The 13,704-nt window shown below is 54.0% G+C and carries 16 protein-coding genes; 8 read left to right on the top strand and 8 right to left on the bottom strand.

Going from position 1 to position 13,704, the window contains the following annotated elements; translation table 11 throughout:
- Positions 1-41: 41 nt before the first annotated feature.
- On the bottom strand, positions 42-557 hold the full coding sequence (locus ABEA92_RS03460; protein WP_345682392.1) for an RNA polymerase sigma factor: 516 nt from the start codon (positions 555-557) through the stop codon (positions 42-44).
- Positions 558-695: 138 nt separating this feature from the next.
- Positions 696-2,006 (bottom strand): N-succinylarginine dihydrolase, encoded by a 1,311-nt coding sequence (locus ABEA92_RS03455; protein ID WP_345682391.1) that lies wholly within the window; start codon positions 2,004-2,006, stop codon positions 696-698.
- A gap of 908 nt (positions 2,007-2,914) precedes the next feature.
- Here ABEA92_RS03455 and ABEA92_RS03450 point away from each other — a divergent pair.
- The 3 genes from ABEA92_RS03450 (at position 2,915) to ABEA92_RS03440 (ending at position 4,819) form a co-directional block, all read left to right on the top strand.
- The gene (locus tag ABEA92_RS03450; RefSeq protein ID WP_345682390.1) at positions 2,915-4,126 is read left to right on the top strand and encodes a DUF1559 family PulG-like putative transporter; all 1,212 of its coding nucleotides are present in this window, start codon (positions 2,915-2,917) and stop codon (positions 4,124-4,126) included.
- Between the two features lie 17 nt (positions 4,127-4,143).
- Complete coding sequence (locus ABEA92_RS03445; protein ID WP_345682389.1) at positions 4,144-4,350, top strand: hypothetical protein; 207 nt, start codon at positions 4,144-4,146, stop codon at positions 4,348-4,350.
- A 301-nt stretch (positions 4,351-4,651) separates the two neighbouring features.
- Positions 4,652-4,819: a hypothetical protein gene (locus ABEA92_RS03440; protein WP_345682388.1), complete on the top strand. Its 168-nt coding sequence runs from the start codon at positions 4,652-4,654 to the stop codon at positions 4,817-4,819.
- A 40-nt stretch (positions 4,820-4,859) separates the two neighbouring features.
- Here ABEA92_RS03440 and ABEA92_RS03435 read toward each other — a convergent pair whose 3' ends face one another.
- From ABEA92_RS03435 to ABEA92_RS03415, 5 genes are all read right to left on the bottom strand, one after another.
- Complete coding sequence (locus ABEA92_RS03435; protein WP_345682387.1) at positions 4,860-5,720, bottom strand: hypothetical protein; 861 nt, start codon at positions 5,718-5,720, stop codon at positions 4,860-4,862.
- A gap of 1,448 nt (positions 5,721-7,168) precedes the next feature.
- Entirely contained in the window at positions 7,169-7,705 is a 537-nt protein-coding gene (locus ABEA92_RS03430; RefSeq protein WP_345682386.1) for a GNAT family N-acetyltransferase, read from the bottom strand.
- Between the two features lie 88 nt (positions 7,706-7,793).
- A complete protein-coding gene (locus tag ABEA92_RS03425; protein WP_345682385.1) occupies positions 7,794-8,222 on the bottom strand; it encodes a hypothetical protein in 429 nt (142 codons plus the stop codon).
- A 138-nt stretch (positions 8,223-8,360) separates the two neighbouring features.
- Positions 8,361-8,954: a hypothetical protein gene (locus ABEA92_RS03420; RefSeq protein WP_345682384.1), complete on the bottom strand. Its 594-nt coding sequence runs from the start codon at positions 8,952-8,954 to the stop codon at positions 8,361-8,363.
- Between the two features lie 286 nt (positions 8,955-9,240).
- Positions 9,241-10,686: an aldehyde dehydrogenase family protein gene (locus ABEA92_RS03415; RefSeq protein ID WP_345682383.1), complete on the bottom strand. Its 1,446-nt coding sequence runs from the start codon at positions 10,684-10,686 to the stop codon at positions 9,241-9,243.
- 115 nt (positions 10,687-10,801) lie between these two features.
- Here ABEA92_RS03415 and ABEA92_RS03410 point away from each other — a divergent pair, with 115 nt between their 5' ends.
- The 5 genes from ABEA92_RS03410 to ABEA92_RS03390 all read left to right on the top strand — a co-directional run bounded on the left by ABEA92_RS03410 (position 10,802) and on the right by ABEA92_RS03390 (position 13,184).
- The gene (locus tag ABEA92_RS03410) at positions 10,802-11,128 is read left to right on the top strand and encodes a prepilin-type N-terminal cleavage/methylation domain-containing protein (RefSeq protein WP_345682382.1); all 327 of its coding nucleotides are present in this window, start codon (positions 10,802-10,804) and stop codon (positions 11,126-11,128) included.
- Positions 11,129-11,312: 184 nt separating this feature from the next.
- Positions 11,313-11,771, top strand: coding sequence for a pilus assembly FimT family protein (locus tag ABEA92_RS03405; protein ID WP_345682381.1), 459 nt, complete (start codon positions 11,313-11,315; stop codon positions 11,769-11,771).
- Between the two features lie 11 nt (positions 11,772-11,782).
- Positions 11,783-12,235 (top strand): hypothetical protein, encoded by a 453-nt coding sequence (locus ABEA92_RS03400; RefSeq protein WP_345682380.1) that lies wholly within the window; start codon positions 11,783-11,785, stop codon positions 12,233-12,235.
- On the top strand, positions 12,232-12,747 hold the full coding sequence (locus ABEA92_RS03395; protein ID WP_345682379.1) for a PulJ/GspJ family protein: 516 nt from the start codon (positions 12,232-12,234) through the stop codon (positions 12,745-12,747). The genes ABEA92_RS03400 and ABEA92_RS03395 overlap by 4 nt, the downstream gene beginning before the upstream one ends.
- Positions 12,744-13,184 carry a hypothetical protein gene (locus ABEA92_RS03390; RefSeq protein ID WP_345682378.1) on the top strand — a complete coding sequence of 147 codons (441 nt, stop codon included), beginning with the start codon at positions 12,744-12,746 and terminating at the stop codon, positions 13,182-13,184. The genes ABEA92_RS03395 and ABEA92_RS03390 overlap by 4 nt, the downstream gene beginning before the upstream one ends.
- 250 nt (positions 13,185-13,434) lie before the next feature.
- On the opposite strand, the gene ABEA92_RS03385 is transcribed toward ABEA92_RS03390, so the two are convergent.
- Positions 13,435-13,566, bottom strand: coding sequence for a hypothetical protein (locus ABEA92_RS03385; RefSeq protein WP_345682377.1), 132 nt, complete (start codon positions 13,564-13,566; stop codon positions 13,435-13,437).
- Between the last annotated feature and the right edge of the window lie 138 nt (positions 13,567-13,704).

Here is a 13,704-nt window from a genome sequence, read left to right as displayed (position 1 = left end):
TCGGAAGCTTTGCAAAAAAGAGCTTGGACACCTTTTCGCGTTTAGCTCATCGCCAGCGAGTTGCGTAGGTTGCGAACCGCTTCGTGCAGATGGAAGCCGACGTTGCTGACCGTCAATCCGGTCACCTCGGCGATCTCGCGGTAGCTCAATCCGGCCTGCATCCGCAAACGCAGTACTTCCTGTTGTCGCGGTGACAATTGATCCACCATCTCGGTAAGTCGATGGCGAGCTTCCTCGTCGCTGGCCACTTCGGACACGTCCGGGGCTGGGTCGGCGAGCGAGACTTTTGACGCGTCAATCGGCGTCGAATGTTTGGTTCTTTGCATGTCAATGACTCGGCTTCGGCATACGGAAAACAGCCAAGCTGCGATGCGAGATTCGATCTTTTGACGATCTTCGCGACACAGCCGCAGAAACGTTTCCTGCACCGCGTCCTGAGCCTCTTGCCAATCACCACCAAGCATCCGTGACGCATACGCCAACAGCGGTCGCTCAAAACGATCCACCAATGCACTGATGGTTTCGGCGGGCCACTGAGTTGGGGCGTGATCCGGCATGATGATGAGATTAGCGATAGGAGATAGACGTGGGTTTCATCTTCGACAACGAAACCGAGAAAAGAATGTTAGGGAGGTTTCCTCAAAAAAGGTGGGAATCCCCTCGGCAGAGCTGCGGCAGCATGGCCGCAAGTCGTTCTACTGGAATAGTTTAGCAATTTCCGAGTGAGCTTGTCGCGATTTGGAAATCAATTCGGCCGAAGCCAGATCCGTTGGCGAAACTCGCGTCGGATAGAACTCGCTAATGGTTCGTCGCAGACGTTGGTCGAGTTCTTCGGTCCACCGGTAACGCGAGTCACATTGCTGCAGTTCAGGTGGGGTCAGCGGAATCCGAAGCCTGAGGCATGCCGGCCCTCCGCCTCCGGCCATGCTCTGATTCAAATCGACATAGCGTACCTCGCTGAAAAATTTCGATTCGCCGATCCACGATTCGACCAGCGTCCGCGTCGGAGTATGCTGTTGCACCTGGGATGGACAAATCAGAACCGGCGGCACTGCGGTCTCGTTCTCCGCCGCGGGGCTGATCAATTGACTGTTAAACAAGTAGGTGCGAACAGCATCGGCGAGTGGCAGATCGGTGTCGCTTACGACCACTCGCCGTAGCGGGCGGCCAAAACATTGTTGGTAGCGATCGGCCATTCGCGAGATCACGTGGTCCGGATCGTAAAAGGCCCGCTCATGATGAATCAACAAGTCGTGGTGACTCGCCGCAACGACGTCGTTATGAAATGCTCCCGCATCGATCGCATCAGGATGTTGTTTGACCAAAAAGGTGTTTTCCGGATCGAGTCCCTGCCCAATTGCAATCGCCTTACACGCGAGCAGTGATTGACGAGGCCAAAAACGTTTCGCCGCGGGATCGCCGTCACCGTAGACGAACAAATGAATTCCAGGTTCATTTTGATCGCTGCCAAATCGCATGTGGTTGGCGGCCCCTTCGTCACGCATCGCGGCGCCGCCGGGAAGCGGCCGCAGGACCTTGGTTTTGGGAAAAAGACAGCGAAGTTCTTGCGTCGTGGACTCGGCCTCGATCGCTCGATGCATGCTGGCGTCTAGATTCGCCACGGTCATCGCTGGCAAACCAAAACGATTGTCGATTGCGGGCGAAACCGTGGCGGCGTTCGCCGTCCACATCGCGGAACAGCTCATTGCAGCAGATAGAACGGTCGGTGTTTGCTGGGCCACTTGTTCGAGCGATTCGCCATCGGCAATTTGAAAACCGACTTGCGTTAAAAAGTTCACATCAGGCCGAAGCTGGGGCGGCAAAATGAACTGCGGTACGCCATAGCTTGCGACCAAACGCATCTTGTCGAGCCCCTGGAGTGCGGCGCTGGCGGGACTCGAAACATTGCCCGCGTGCGACAGCGAAGCAACATTGCCAACACCAAGACCCCCAAAATGATGCGTGGGGCCGACAAGGCGATCGACTTGGACTTCGGTTAATTTCAAGAGACTCTCTCGCTCAAACCAGAGGCGGAAATGGGGTGTTTGTAGGAATCGTTGCCCCCGGTTTCGTTTTTAATCACCGATGATCGCCGGTGTCGACGACGGGGGCAGTTGCTGTTCATTCTGGCAGATCGTGGTGCTACGGTCGAATCGGCTGGCACACGTCGATTTACAGGGCAGTCCAACCCATGACGACCATGCCCCCGAGAGGCCTAGCTCTTTTGGTGCAGTCGTGACTCAATAGAGATGGTTTTGGCCGCTAAGACGTGTGGCCTGCTGCGAATTCGGCTTGCACAGAACTCTTCTACGGCTTGTTGATTTAGTCGTACGATGGACTTCCTAGTCCGTCGAATACGCCATTGACGGAATAGAAAGTCCATCATACACCCGTTGCCGCAGGAAACTTCATTAAATCAACAAGCCGTCTACCAACTCTGCTCCCGCTTTTTCGGTGCAGAGCTCGATACAGCAGCGTCCCGAAGAAAAGCGTAGCCCCGGTATCTGACGTCAATCCGATCGTTCCAGTGGCCAAGAACTAAGCCCCCCAAATGCTATCCCATTTGGGGTTCGATTGGACATCATATAGATGGCGCCGCTGTCTTGGGGCAAATTGCGTCTCCAGTGAGGGGGTCTGTCTGCATTCAGGAGTCTGGTATGACCGGAATGGGGTTCTCCGGCGCAGTCATTACTCCGCGAAAACCGCTGTCCGAGAATTTCATAACGGTTGAATCGCAGCCCTCTTGCGGTTCTTTATTGAAAAATGCACAGTATTGCAAAACTTTCTCGCGAGAATTGAGTTATATCCTTTGCAGACTCAACTGTTTCATCGCCGCAAGCGAGCAAAGGGTTGTGTCGCGTGGTTGGAGTAACCCACTGTCTTTTTCTTTCCATATCTAGGATCAGGATCTCTCATGCCTCCTCGTAATTCGAAAAGCCACGGCTTTACCCTTGTCGAGCTTCTTGTGGTCATCGCTATCATTGGCGTGCTTGTTGGGCTGTTGTTGCCGGCGGTTCAGGCCGCGCGTGAAGCGGCTCGCCGAATGAGTTGCAGTAACAACTTCAAACAGCTCGGTTTGGCAGTCCACAACTACCACTCGGCGTACAACAAATTGCCGATGCATGGTGGTGGAACTCAGACTGCCACCAGCAACAATGACTGGGATAACATCAATACGGCCAATAACTACCGATTGTCAATTTTGGTTGGCTTGACGCCGTTCATTGAACAGCAAGCGATTTGGGAGCAAATCAGCAACCCGTTGGACAACGGTGGCGGAACCCCCGCAATTTGGCCAGCGATGGGACCGACGCCAGACCGGCTCGCGTATTTGCCGTGGGCGACCGAATTGCCGGCACTGCGATGCCCAAGTGACCCAGGAACCGGATTGCCGGCGCTGGGACGCACCAACTATGGCGCGTGCTTAGGGGATTCGGCGGTCGGCAGCCGTGACAGTTACCTCAACATCACGACGATCGCCAGCGGTGCGACCTATCCGTATTCGGGGACCACCGGTACGGCATCGACCGCAAATGCTGCTTATCGCGGTGCGTTCATGCCGGGACGGCAAACGGCATTTCGTGACATTCTCGATGGTTTGGCCAACACGATCATCATGGGCGAATTGACAACCGATTTGGGCGACAAAGACGCTCGCACGTCGTTGCCCACGAATAATCCCTATGGGGCGCCAAATGAAAAGAACCAATGTCGACTTGATCCTACCTACGGGCAGCAGCAAGTCGATCCCGCTCGCCCTCAGTTCTGGCCTGCTGCGGCAACCGTCAACACGAACTTCGGTCGAGGATACCGCTGGGCCGATCGCATGCCCGTTTACTCGTGCATCTTTACCATTCTGCCACCGAACAAGGCATTGTGCTCGGAGAAGGACGACCGTCGCGATGCGGTAGCACCGCCGTCGAGTCGCCATCAAGGCGGTTGCCATGTTTTGATGGGGGACGGTGCGGTCAAATTCATCACCGATTCGATCGAAGCGGGAACGTCAACGGCGGCACAGCCCGATACACGAAGCGGATCGCCCGCAGTCGGTCTGCAAAGTCAATACGGTGTGTGGGGCGCTTTGGGAACTCGAGCTTCGAAAGAGACCATCACCTTGGATTTCTAGTGAATTGTCATTCCTAGATGAAAACGAAACGCCTCGGTCTTCAGCGATTCGGTCTTCAGCGATGGGACCGAGGCTTGGTGGAAGCGGGCCGAGTTGAACTGGGCCCGCTACTTCGACTGCTGTGTGGCAGCTTGAATTTAGGGGTAGCGGAACTCGTCGACGGCTTGTTGTTTTATTCGTACGATGGACTTCCTAGTCCGTCGAATGCGCCATTGACGGACTAGAAAGTCCATCATGCACCCCTTGCCGCAGGAAACTTCATTAAATCAACAAGCCGTCGAGAGTTTCGGCCCGAACCGGTAATTACCCGTTCGGCAAATGCAAAGAAAGCCGCGTGTGACTTCCGCTACGAGCCCCCCTGGATTCTTGCCCTGACAAAGCACTCACTTCCTTGCGATTGATTTGTTGAACCGTGAGAACGCAATGCCAAGTGAGTCGTAATTTTTAACATTGTGTTGACACTCCTAAGGTTCGAGTCTTTGTGGGCTCGATTCCATATTTTTTTGTTTTAGAAAGGCGAGCAGAATGATGCGATCCGTGTTGTTATTGAGTTCTTTGTTTCTTGTGTTCTCGATTGGTTGTGCCGAGAAAGAGGCCGCTCCGGTTTCCAGTGGGCTCGATCAAGGTGCGATCGAAGAGTATCAAGCTCAATCCGAAGGCGAGGGATACGACAACTACGTCGAGCCGAAATAATGAGCCAAACGGCAGGCGGCCTTGTTGCCAGATGCCCCTATTAAGGCTTGTCCGATTCGCGGCCCCAAGCGTTCTTTCTGAAACGACCGACGCAGAATATCCAGGCTGTCGCTGTGCCCAGCAAGCCAGCGAGCGATGGCTCGGGAACACTTGTTGCCGCAAACGCTAGCCCAGCTCCTCCAGCGACCGAGGAGACATTGGTTTTTGCAAAGGTCGACTGGTCTACACGGAATAATTTTCCACCGCTCAGTTGAAATAGATCGTCAGCCGAATCGAACGCGAGGTCGCCGAACTCGCCGACGTTGGAAGTTGTGCCTAATCGCTGAAATTCTGCTGTGGTGAGACTCAAGGTGCCAAAACTTACCTCGGTGCTAGACAAGCTGGCGAGATACGCAACACCGTCGGATCGAATCGCCAATCGCTGCACGTCAAACGCGTTGGTAAGTCCGGTAAGAGTTGCAATGCGATTCGCATTGCCGCTGGTTAGATCGAATGAGTAGAGTTGCTTATCTGCCCCAGCGGCCCCGCCGATGCCGTAAAGAGTGTTGTTGGCGGGATTGTAGTCAATCGATTGCAAGAAAATCGATGATCCAAGCGCTGTGGTCTGTCCGGTCGATGCGTCGATCCGAAGCAGCCCCATGTCCGGCCCTGAATTTTTGAAGGCGTAAAGCGAGTCGCTTGGGCCTACCGTCAATCCATACACGCCGATCCCCAGGTCAATCGGGCCAGAGATTATTGCACCGCTTGCATCAAAGCTACGCAGGTACGATGGTCCAGGTGCGACGGTGCCAGTCGCCTCGATCGTGAATCCTGTAATCAGGGCAGCATTGACGGGAGTCGATATCAACAATGCGACCAGCATGATCCCTAACGAACGTAAAAGTCCAGTTGCATTTGTCATGTTGAAGCCATTTTAAAAAGTAAGCACTCGTAACGAACGGTACACGTACGGGAGGATGGGCGATTGATGTTCCATTGGTAATACCATCTATCCGTTAGTCGGACGCTCAGTGGTGGCGTTACTCCGATGTAAGAATACGCTTTGAGGAAGCGGTTTGCTACAAGTTTATGCGTTCTGGATCACAATATTTGACTCTTTACACCATTGGTGAAAGTTGCATCGAGCAGGGCTGACGAATGCGTTTTCAGCGACCGTTCTGCGCGTACTCGATTTTGTGGCAATGTTTCGTAGCCCGCGTCAGCTCTCCCACTCTCATTCCAGCCTTCGCCGTCACACGATTGTTAAGATTTCGGGGGCTCGTGTGAGTCGTGTCGCTTTGTGTCGCCGAGCTTTCTGTCTAACATGTGCCTCGATCCGCAGAGGCGGCCACTTGTAACGACGATTTGTCGCATGGTTAGCTGGCTGATTCGGTGTGAGGCCCCGTGATACCGTCAGCGCAACAGGAGACTGTCGAGGAAAGGTTAAAAAATCAAAGGTCAAAAAATGGTAGATTAGAAAATAGGTAGCGATGGCTGGAACTAAGCGGGGGGGAGCAACGCTGGGTACCATCGCACGTCCCGTGTGGCGGGAACGCTGATTGACGCTAGACGCATGCTTGCAAGGCTGTAGAGCCGGTCCTAGCGGGAGGAGCAACCGGCCAATGGTCTCTACCTTCGCTCCAGAGCAGACGGGGCGTCACTCGGTTTGCTTTTTGGGGAGTATGACCTGTGAATTCCTTTCAGATCGCAAAGCATACGCAGCCCACACTATGCAGGCCGCGGTAACAGCGATTGCAAGCCCCAACCCTAATTTGGTTGCGGGAGGAGCAGGCAAAAGCAAACAAACGAGCAAGCAAAGCAAGATGGGGTGGACTCGCTTGATCCAACGCTGCGGTATCTGCCAGCCAAGTTCAGCGGCAGCGCAACGAACGAATACGTGAAACGAAGCGAGAAAGAGCGGGATGAACAACCAGGGGGCCAACGCCGGATATCCAAACGGAGCGAGGTAGAAACGGGATGTCCAGGGAAAGCTAAATCCAGCAAGTGACACTGTCAGCAAGGATGCAGACCACAGTAGTTGAAGTCCATTTGTATGTCGCAGCGAGTTCATAGGGGAAGCGTCAGGTGTTGTTGTTCTTGCTGGACTAATGAAATGCGTAGCCGGGAACGGGGTGATTTGCCACTTGCAAAAAGGATGCTGCAGCTCCGGCACGATCCCATGGTTCGCGGCGGTTGCAGGGATGAACGCGGCCCCGATGATCACGTTCGTAAGTCATCGTACCCGACCCGTGATCGAGTCGCAATTCAATTTGTTGCAAACGGATTGGTCAGTCGGAAGCGACTGAAAACATCCGTGGCACAACAGTTGAACCGATTGCCACTGACATTTCCTTTGGGGTGACACCGCGTCTACGTCGATTGAGATTCGCGTGCTCGTCGAGTGAACACGAGACGTCCGTTTACGTCGTGGCGATCCGACAGCACGAAATCCAGACGTTCGAGAACCGCGATGGAGCCGAGGTTGTCGCGAGCGACGCGTGCGTGGAAACCATTAAATCCGTTGTTCGATGCCACCAACAGCATTTGCCGAACAATCATCGTCATCGACCCTGCAACTCTCTGGGAACGCCAGTATCCGATTTCGTCATCGATTCGAGTTGCGGTTTTCAAGTCACAACTAGCACACGGAAGACCGTCGGGATCGTTCGCGATAAACACGTAATACCGATGGCTGCTCCATCCCGCCGCAGCCCACTGAATGAAATCCCTCGCGTCGTCCGACGTGTAAGGCCTTCCTGCTAGTCGTTCACGGAACAGCCGGTCGTAGATGATCGTTTCGTTGCAACACTCGACGATCCGTTCACGCACCTTTTTTGTATTCAGCCGCTGCGTCAACCCGCAGAGCTTCAGCGACGTACCCGGGATCTTCGTACTGTTTGGAATCATCTCAACTGGATATCGCTAGTGATTTGGGGGCGGTCGTTGATCTCTCGCTTGAGAATGCTCACGTTCGCCGGTTATGTAATGCGGGGCGTTAATTATCGATTGGGATGGTGTCGGAGACACGCGGGACCGAGCGAACGCGTCGCCATCCACACCATGCAAGGTATGCCGCGATGATCGCAAAGCCATACCCGAAGATCAGGATGAACCAGGGATCCGCCGGTTCCTCGGCCATCAATACTTCGCCGACAGTCGTCGCAAGTCCAAATACAAAAAACGCAGCAAGCAATAGGTTTAGTACACCAAGCGGACGAGTAAGCTCATGACGTTTTCGGTACCAGCAGATCCATTCGGCGATCGCATAGCAGGCCACTGGCAGTACCAACATAAAGCCGCCGATGAAGGCGAAAGGGTTATCGGCGGAACCAATTGCGATCACGCATACGATGAAAAAGAGAATGGCAAATGTGAAGTTGATGGCGAAACAAAGCGTATCAAGCGGACGCGTTGCGGATGCCATGAATGAGTCAGTGGGGTGATGCGGTGGGGTATACGCTTCGTTCATGTCTAGGTAGGAGAACTCCGCGTTTATCATTCTTAACGCAAGAGACGCAATGCAAAAGCAACGATTCATGTGAGAGTCGCAATGCCCTGGACTTCACTGTTCACCGGGCCGCGGCGATTGGATTTCTGCGTGAGACTCGCCCTCGTTGCCGTTCCAGTAAAGTGAAGGCAACTTCGCGGACGGCGCCGTTTTCGGCATCACAAACTCGCCGGGCAGCGGATTATGCGCACGCCAAGCTTGCGCCAAGTCATCAAGCGTCCCGTTCAGATAATTTTCAGTTACGTCCACCATTTCGTTGATGTCTTCCCTGAATTCAACGATAAAGCTTGATGTTATCAGGCCATGCATTGGAGTTCCGTTAAGAGGGTTTTGGGTGGGAACTTTGACCGAACACAAGCCAACAAGCAAGTACCCTGATGGCTCGGCCACCCTTCGAACTGTAATTTCAAAGTGGATGAAAGGTGAATCTTCGGTCTTCAACCCTTTCGGCTTCGTCGTCGGGACTCGTGCCTCTCGCAATTTTATGTACATTCCATCGGTAATTTCTTGTCCGACTTCTCGACTAAGCCCGTCAAGTTCGACGTAGACGGCAAGCGGTGCGACGCCGGTTAGCTTTCCGTCCTCGGCGATCAATGGAACGCAAAAGAGTGAAAGCAATATTGATATTGAAACAACCTTTGTAATCATGGTTCGGCATCCCTCGCGAGCTAGCGTTTGTCAATCAGAATAATACCATATTGGCTCTCGATCTGCTTTGGCGCAAATCGCTCGTCGATCTTCGCGTTGATCGTCTGCCAATCGAATTCCATGGTTCGGATTCTATCGGGCTCCTCCACAACGGCGACGGGAATCAGAGATCGAAAAAGTTAAATTGACAATTGAAAATTTCAAATTGGATCGGGGGCGTACTTGATGGTGCAGCTGGCAGTTCAACCGTCCGCGGGGGCTTGAGATTTTGGTGCGTCGGGATCTGTTACTTGACGACGTCCCAGGGGGCGAGCGTGGCGAACGATTCGGTTTCGGTTGGGGATTGGAGCGAGGCTACTGGATCGCTACAGAAATCGATCGCGTGATAACCCGCCGGACGATGGTTGCCGCTATCGCCTAACCCACCAAACGGCAAACTGCCTGCGGCTCCGGTCGTGGGGCGGTTCCAATTGACCACTCCGGCACCAACGCTATTAACAAAGGTTTCAAACATGTTCGAGGTGCCGCCAAGCAGCGATGCAGCGAGCCCGTAGCTGGTGTTGGCCGCTGCACTGACCGCGGAATCAAAGTCGGCGACACGCTGGATCACCAGCAGTGGCCCAAACCATTCGAGATCACCGATCGCCGCAAGCTGAGTGTCAGTGCACTTCGTGGCATCGACAATCGCTGGATGCACCAAGTTTTCGCGACGCGGATTGACTTGCCAAGGCACGACCACGCGGCATCCATGGGCTAGTAGGGTGTCGTAAGTCTTTCGCAATTGGGTAGCGGCAAGCGTAGAGATCAGCGGTCCGACTTGGGGTACTGTCTCGTCGCCTGGCAAGCCCACAACCAAGGATCGAGTTTGTTGGACGACCGCATCGATATGCGTTTCGCAGTCTGAGTTTTCGATAAACAAGGCACGTCGGGCGCATGAACAGCGTTGGCCGGCGGAGACGAAAGCGGAAAAGGTGACAAGGTCGGCAACCGCTTTGGATGGGATCGAGTCGCTGACGACGACAGGATTGTTGCCGCCGAGTTCCAAGGCCAACAAGACGTCGGGGCGACCTGCCAGTTGGCGATGAATGGCACGTCCGGCCGCACGGCTGCCGGTCAAAAAAACAGCATTGATTAGCGGCGAATCGATTGCATTGACAGCAACCTCGACGCCTCCTTGGATCATCTGCATCACGCCATCGGGAAGTCCCGCTTGCCGCCATGCATCGATCATCCATTTGCCAACCGCCGTGGCTTGGTCGCTCGGTTTGAAAACGATCGTGTTGCCGGACAGCAGCGCCGGCACGATCTGGCCTCCCGGCAAATGAAGCGGAAAATTAAACGGTCCCAAAACCAACGCGACACCTAGCGGATGATAGCGAACGATGCGAGCCAGATTGCCGGATTCAATCACCGTTTTGCTACGTCGCTGCTCAAGGGCATTGACGGTTAAATCGATTTTGCCGATCGCAGCACCGACTTCGGCGTCGGCGTCCCAAGGCAATTTACCGACTTCGCTTGTAATCAGCTCGCGAATTTCGTCGCGATGATCGCTTAAGTGTTTTGCATAGTTGCGAGCAATCTGGATTCGCTGAGAAAGCGGGGTGTTGTGCCAAAGTATCGCGGATTGCCGTGCCGTTGTGATCGCCTGGCTGATATTTGCAGGGGTCGATTCGGGACCATCGAAGAGGACAGTGTCATCAAGTGGACTGATGCTTTGAAACATTTTGGGCATTTCTTGACTCCAACAGGATTCCGATTCGATTTCTGACCTAGATTTGGGTAGACGAGAATAGCTCTCTTGTCTGGCCGCCTGCAATCAAAAGTCCACACACGGAGTATATACTCAGATGAAACGAAATAAAAAGAATGGCTTTTCACTGCTTGAAGTGATTGCCGCAGTTGTGATTCTCGCGGTTGTTGCTGCGGCGACGGTTGCCACGGTGGCACCGATGCGAGCCAAGAGCGAAGAAAAGTTGTCCGAACAAGAAGTCGCCACGCTGAACAGCATGGCACAAACCTATTTTCTTGAAACCGGCGCATTCCCTCGTAGCGTTAACGACTTGGTAACCGGCGGCTACCTTTCCAATACGACTCCGGCTGAACAGACACGGATCACGGCAATCCGTCGCAATTACACCTATGCACGTGCGACCGGTACGTTCACCAAACGCTAAATCAGGCGTAGCCAGTCTCCCGGTGGAGTTGGCTGCGATCCAGGCCAAGCGAATCGTTGATGGCGAATCACGCCGTAACGCATTCGCACAATATTCAGGGTCGTCGAGGAGATGCTGCGAGCGAGAGATCGTTTGCACCTCCGCGCCGACCCATTTTTATGTCCCGACGCTTTAGGTGTCGATCATGGTCCCAAAATCAAAACGAAACGGCGTCACTTTGATCGAAGCGGTCATGGTGGTCGTGTTGCTAAGTGCATCTGCGGTGGCAAGTTCGTTCGTGTTACGGCCACGTTGGTCATCCCAGCGGAGCGTAACCGGTGTGATCCATCACGTTGCAGACGCGTTGGAAATGGCCCGCAACACGTCGATCACCAACCAAGCCGATGTCCGAGTCGAGCGAATTCGCAAAGACGGTCAAGCGATGTTGCTGATCACCGAAGTCGCTGGGCCGATTCGTGATGAAAGGGTGACGTGGTTCGATCTGGGACCGGAGGTCACCGTCGAGGGGACGCCATCTGAAATTCTTTTTTCGCCACTGGGAACCGCCAACCGCGACCTTCGCTGGCGGATCATCCAGGGCGGTGTCAGTGGCGAAGTTCGAGTGTCACCGACCACCGGCAAAGTCCAATTCCAAGTGCCTTGATCAGGACACCTATGATGCGAATCGAGAGGAAGCCGCAAGCGAAACCACGTCGCGGGGCAACGTTGTTGGACGTTGCTACCGGATCGATGTTGCTTTCGGTATTGTTGATTCCGTCGCTTCATTTGTTGACCCGATCCCAAAAAATGCATCGCCGATTGAAGCTGCATGAATCGATGTTGTTCGAGGCAGATCAGTTGCTGCGACAACGAAAGATTTTACTTTCGGACCAAGTGGCGTTTGCGAAGGCATGGGCACGTCCAATGTCGACTGCAGAACGGTCAACAATTGTGACCGAAGACGGGCAGCAACTAGCCGCCAGTGTGCTGGTTCAACGTGATTCGACCTCCAAGTCGTCGAAGTTGTTAACGATTGCAACACAAGTTTGGCAGGACCGCAATCGCAATGGACGTGTGGATGAAGACGAGCCGGTGGAACAGTTGCAATCGCATTGGGGCGAACCATGAGCACGTATTGCAACCAAAAAACGCGTCGTCGCGGAATCAGTTTGATCGAAGTGATCGCATGCACGGGGCTCGTCGCTATTCTGTTCGTGCCGATCGCCGGAGTGATCCGTGCTTCGGCACGTTCGATTGCAAGTGCCCAGGCAGACGGGTCAACGGCCGAAGAACTGCAACATACTCTGACTTGGTTATCGCAAACGATTGACGATGGAACGGTCGTGAGCATGAACGCTTCGAGTTTGACTTTGCAGCGACGCGATGCCGCGATCGTCAAGGTTTTTCGTTCGGACAATCAATTGGTCATGAGCGATGGCAAGTCAATGGATGTCGTGCTCGCCGAAAACATTCTGGATTTTACGATTCGCACGATCGTCCAGCCCAAACCGTCAAGCAAAACCGTGGGACTCGAACTCGAGCTGGTTGGGCGGGACACAACGGATAATCGCAAGGTCGTCGAAACGTCGACGGTCGTGTTCCCGCCGCAAATTATCGAACCGAAAAAGGCGGGGAAATGATCAAGTTAAACCGCTTGCAGCCGTCCAGAAGAGCACGTCGTCGGACGGGTTCGGCATTGTTGCTGTGCACGCTTGCCGCGGCGGTGTTGTCGATGTCGGCAATCGCGATATTGAGGTCAAGTAAACTTGCGATCGCCCGCGTCGATGCACGACGAACGGCGATCCAAGGGCGTCACATCGCAGCCGGACTCGTGCAACGAGCGATCGCTGAATTGAAAAGCGATTCTAATTTTGAAGGAGAGATCGTTGCAGCGGGAACGACGATGCCAACCGCTCGCGTGGTCGTCAAGCAGCCCAGTAAGAAGGAGGCGACGCTGACGGTCTACTTGTATGAAAGATCAGTCTTCGCCGCGAAGGAAGTTTCGATCGACATCGACGAGCTAAAGACGAAGGGTAAATCGAAGGACCCAAAAGAGCCAAAAACAAAGTCAAAATAGACGAGCCGTTTTGGTAGCGGAACTCGTCAACGGCTTGTTGGTTTAGTCGTACGATGGACTTCCTAGTCCGTCGAATCCACCATTGACGGACTAGGAAGTCCATTATACCCCCCTTGCCGCAGGAAACTTCACTAAATCAACAAGCCGTCAAGAGTTTCGTCGATTTAATCCAAATGCAAATCGCCACGGTGAGCCGTGGGCCGTAAGGCACCGGGGCGTGCATGGGACCCGGCCGCTCACGCGTCGCGGCTCAATAAATCAACACGCCGTCAACCGTTTCGTCGCTGTTCAGCGATTCCGAGAACGTCCCTCGCGACATCCGGCAACGGCCAAACGAATGCATCCCTTCGTAGTGGATCTTGCTAAAGATCCTGCGGCGCATGGGGATCTTTAGCAAGATCCACTACGGTCATTTTGTTCCCTGTGGTCAAAGTGGGCAAGCCGTTTTGGTAGCGGAACTCGTCAAGAGTTTCGTCGATTTAATCCAAAAGCAAATCGCCACGGTGAGCCGTGGGCCGTA

Source organism: Novipirellula caenicola (genome assembly GCF_039545035.1).
GTDB lineage: Bacteria > Planctomycetota > Planctomycetia > Pirellulales > Pirellulaceae > Novipirellula > Novipirellula caenicola.
Note: the sequence above shows the minus strand (reverse complement) of the source record. Positions and strands in the feature narration are given on the sequence as shown.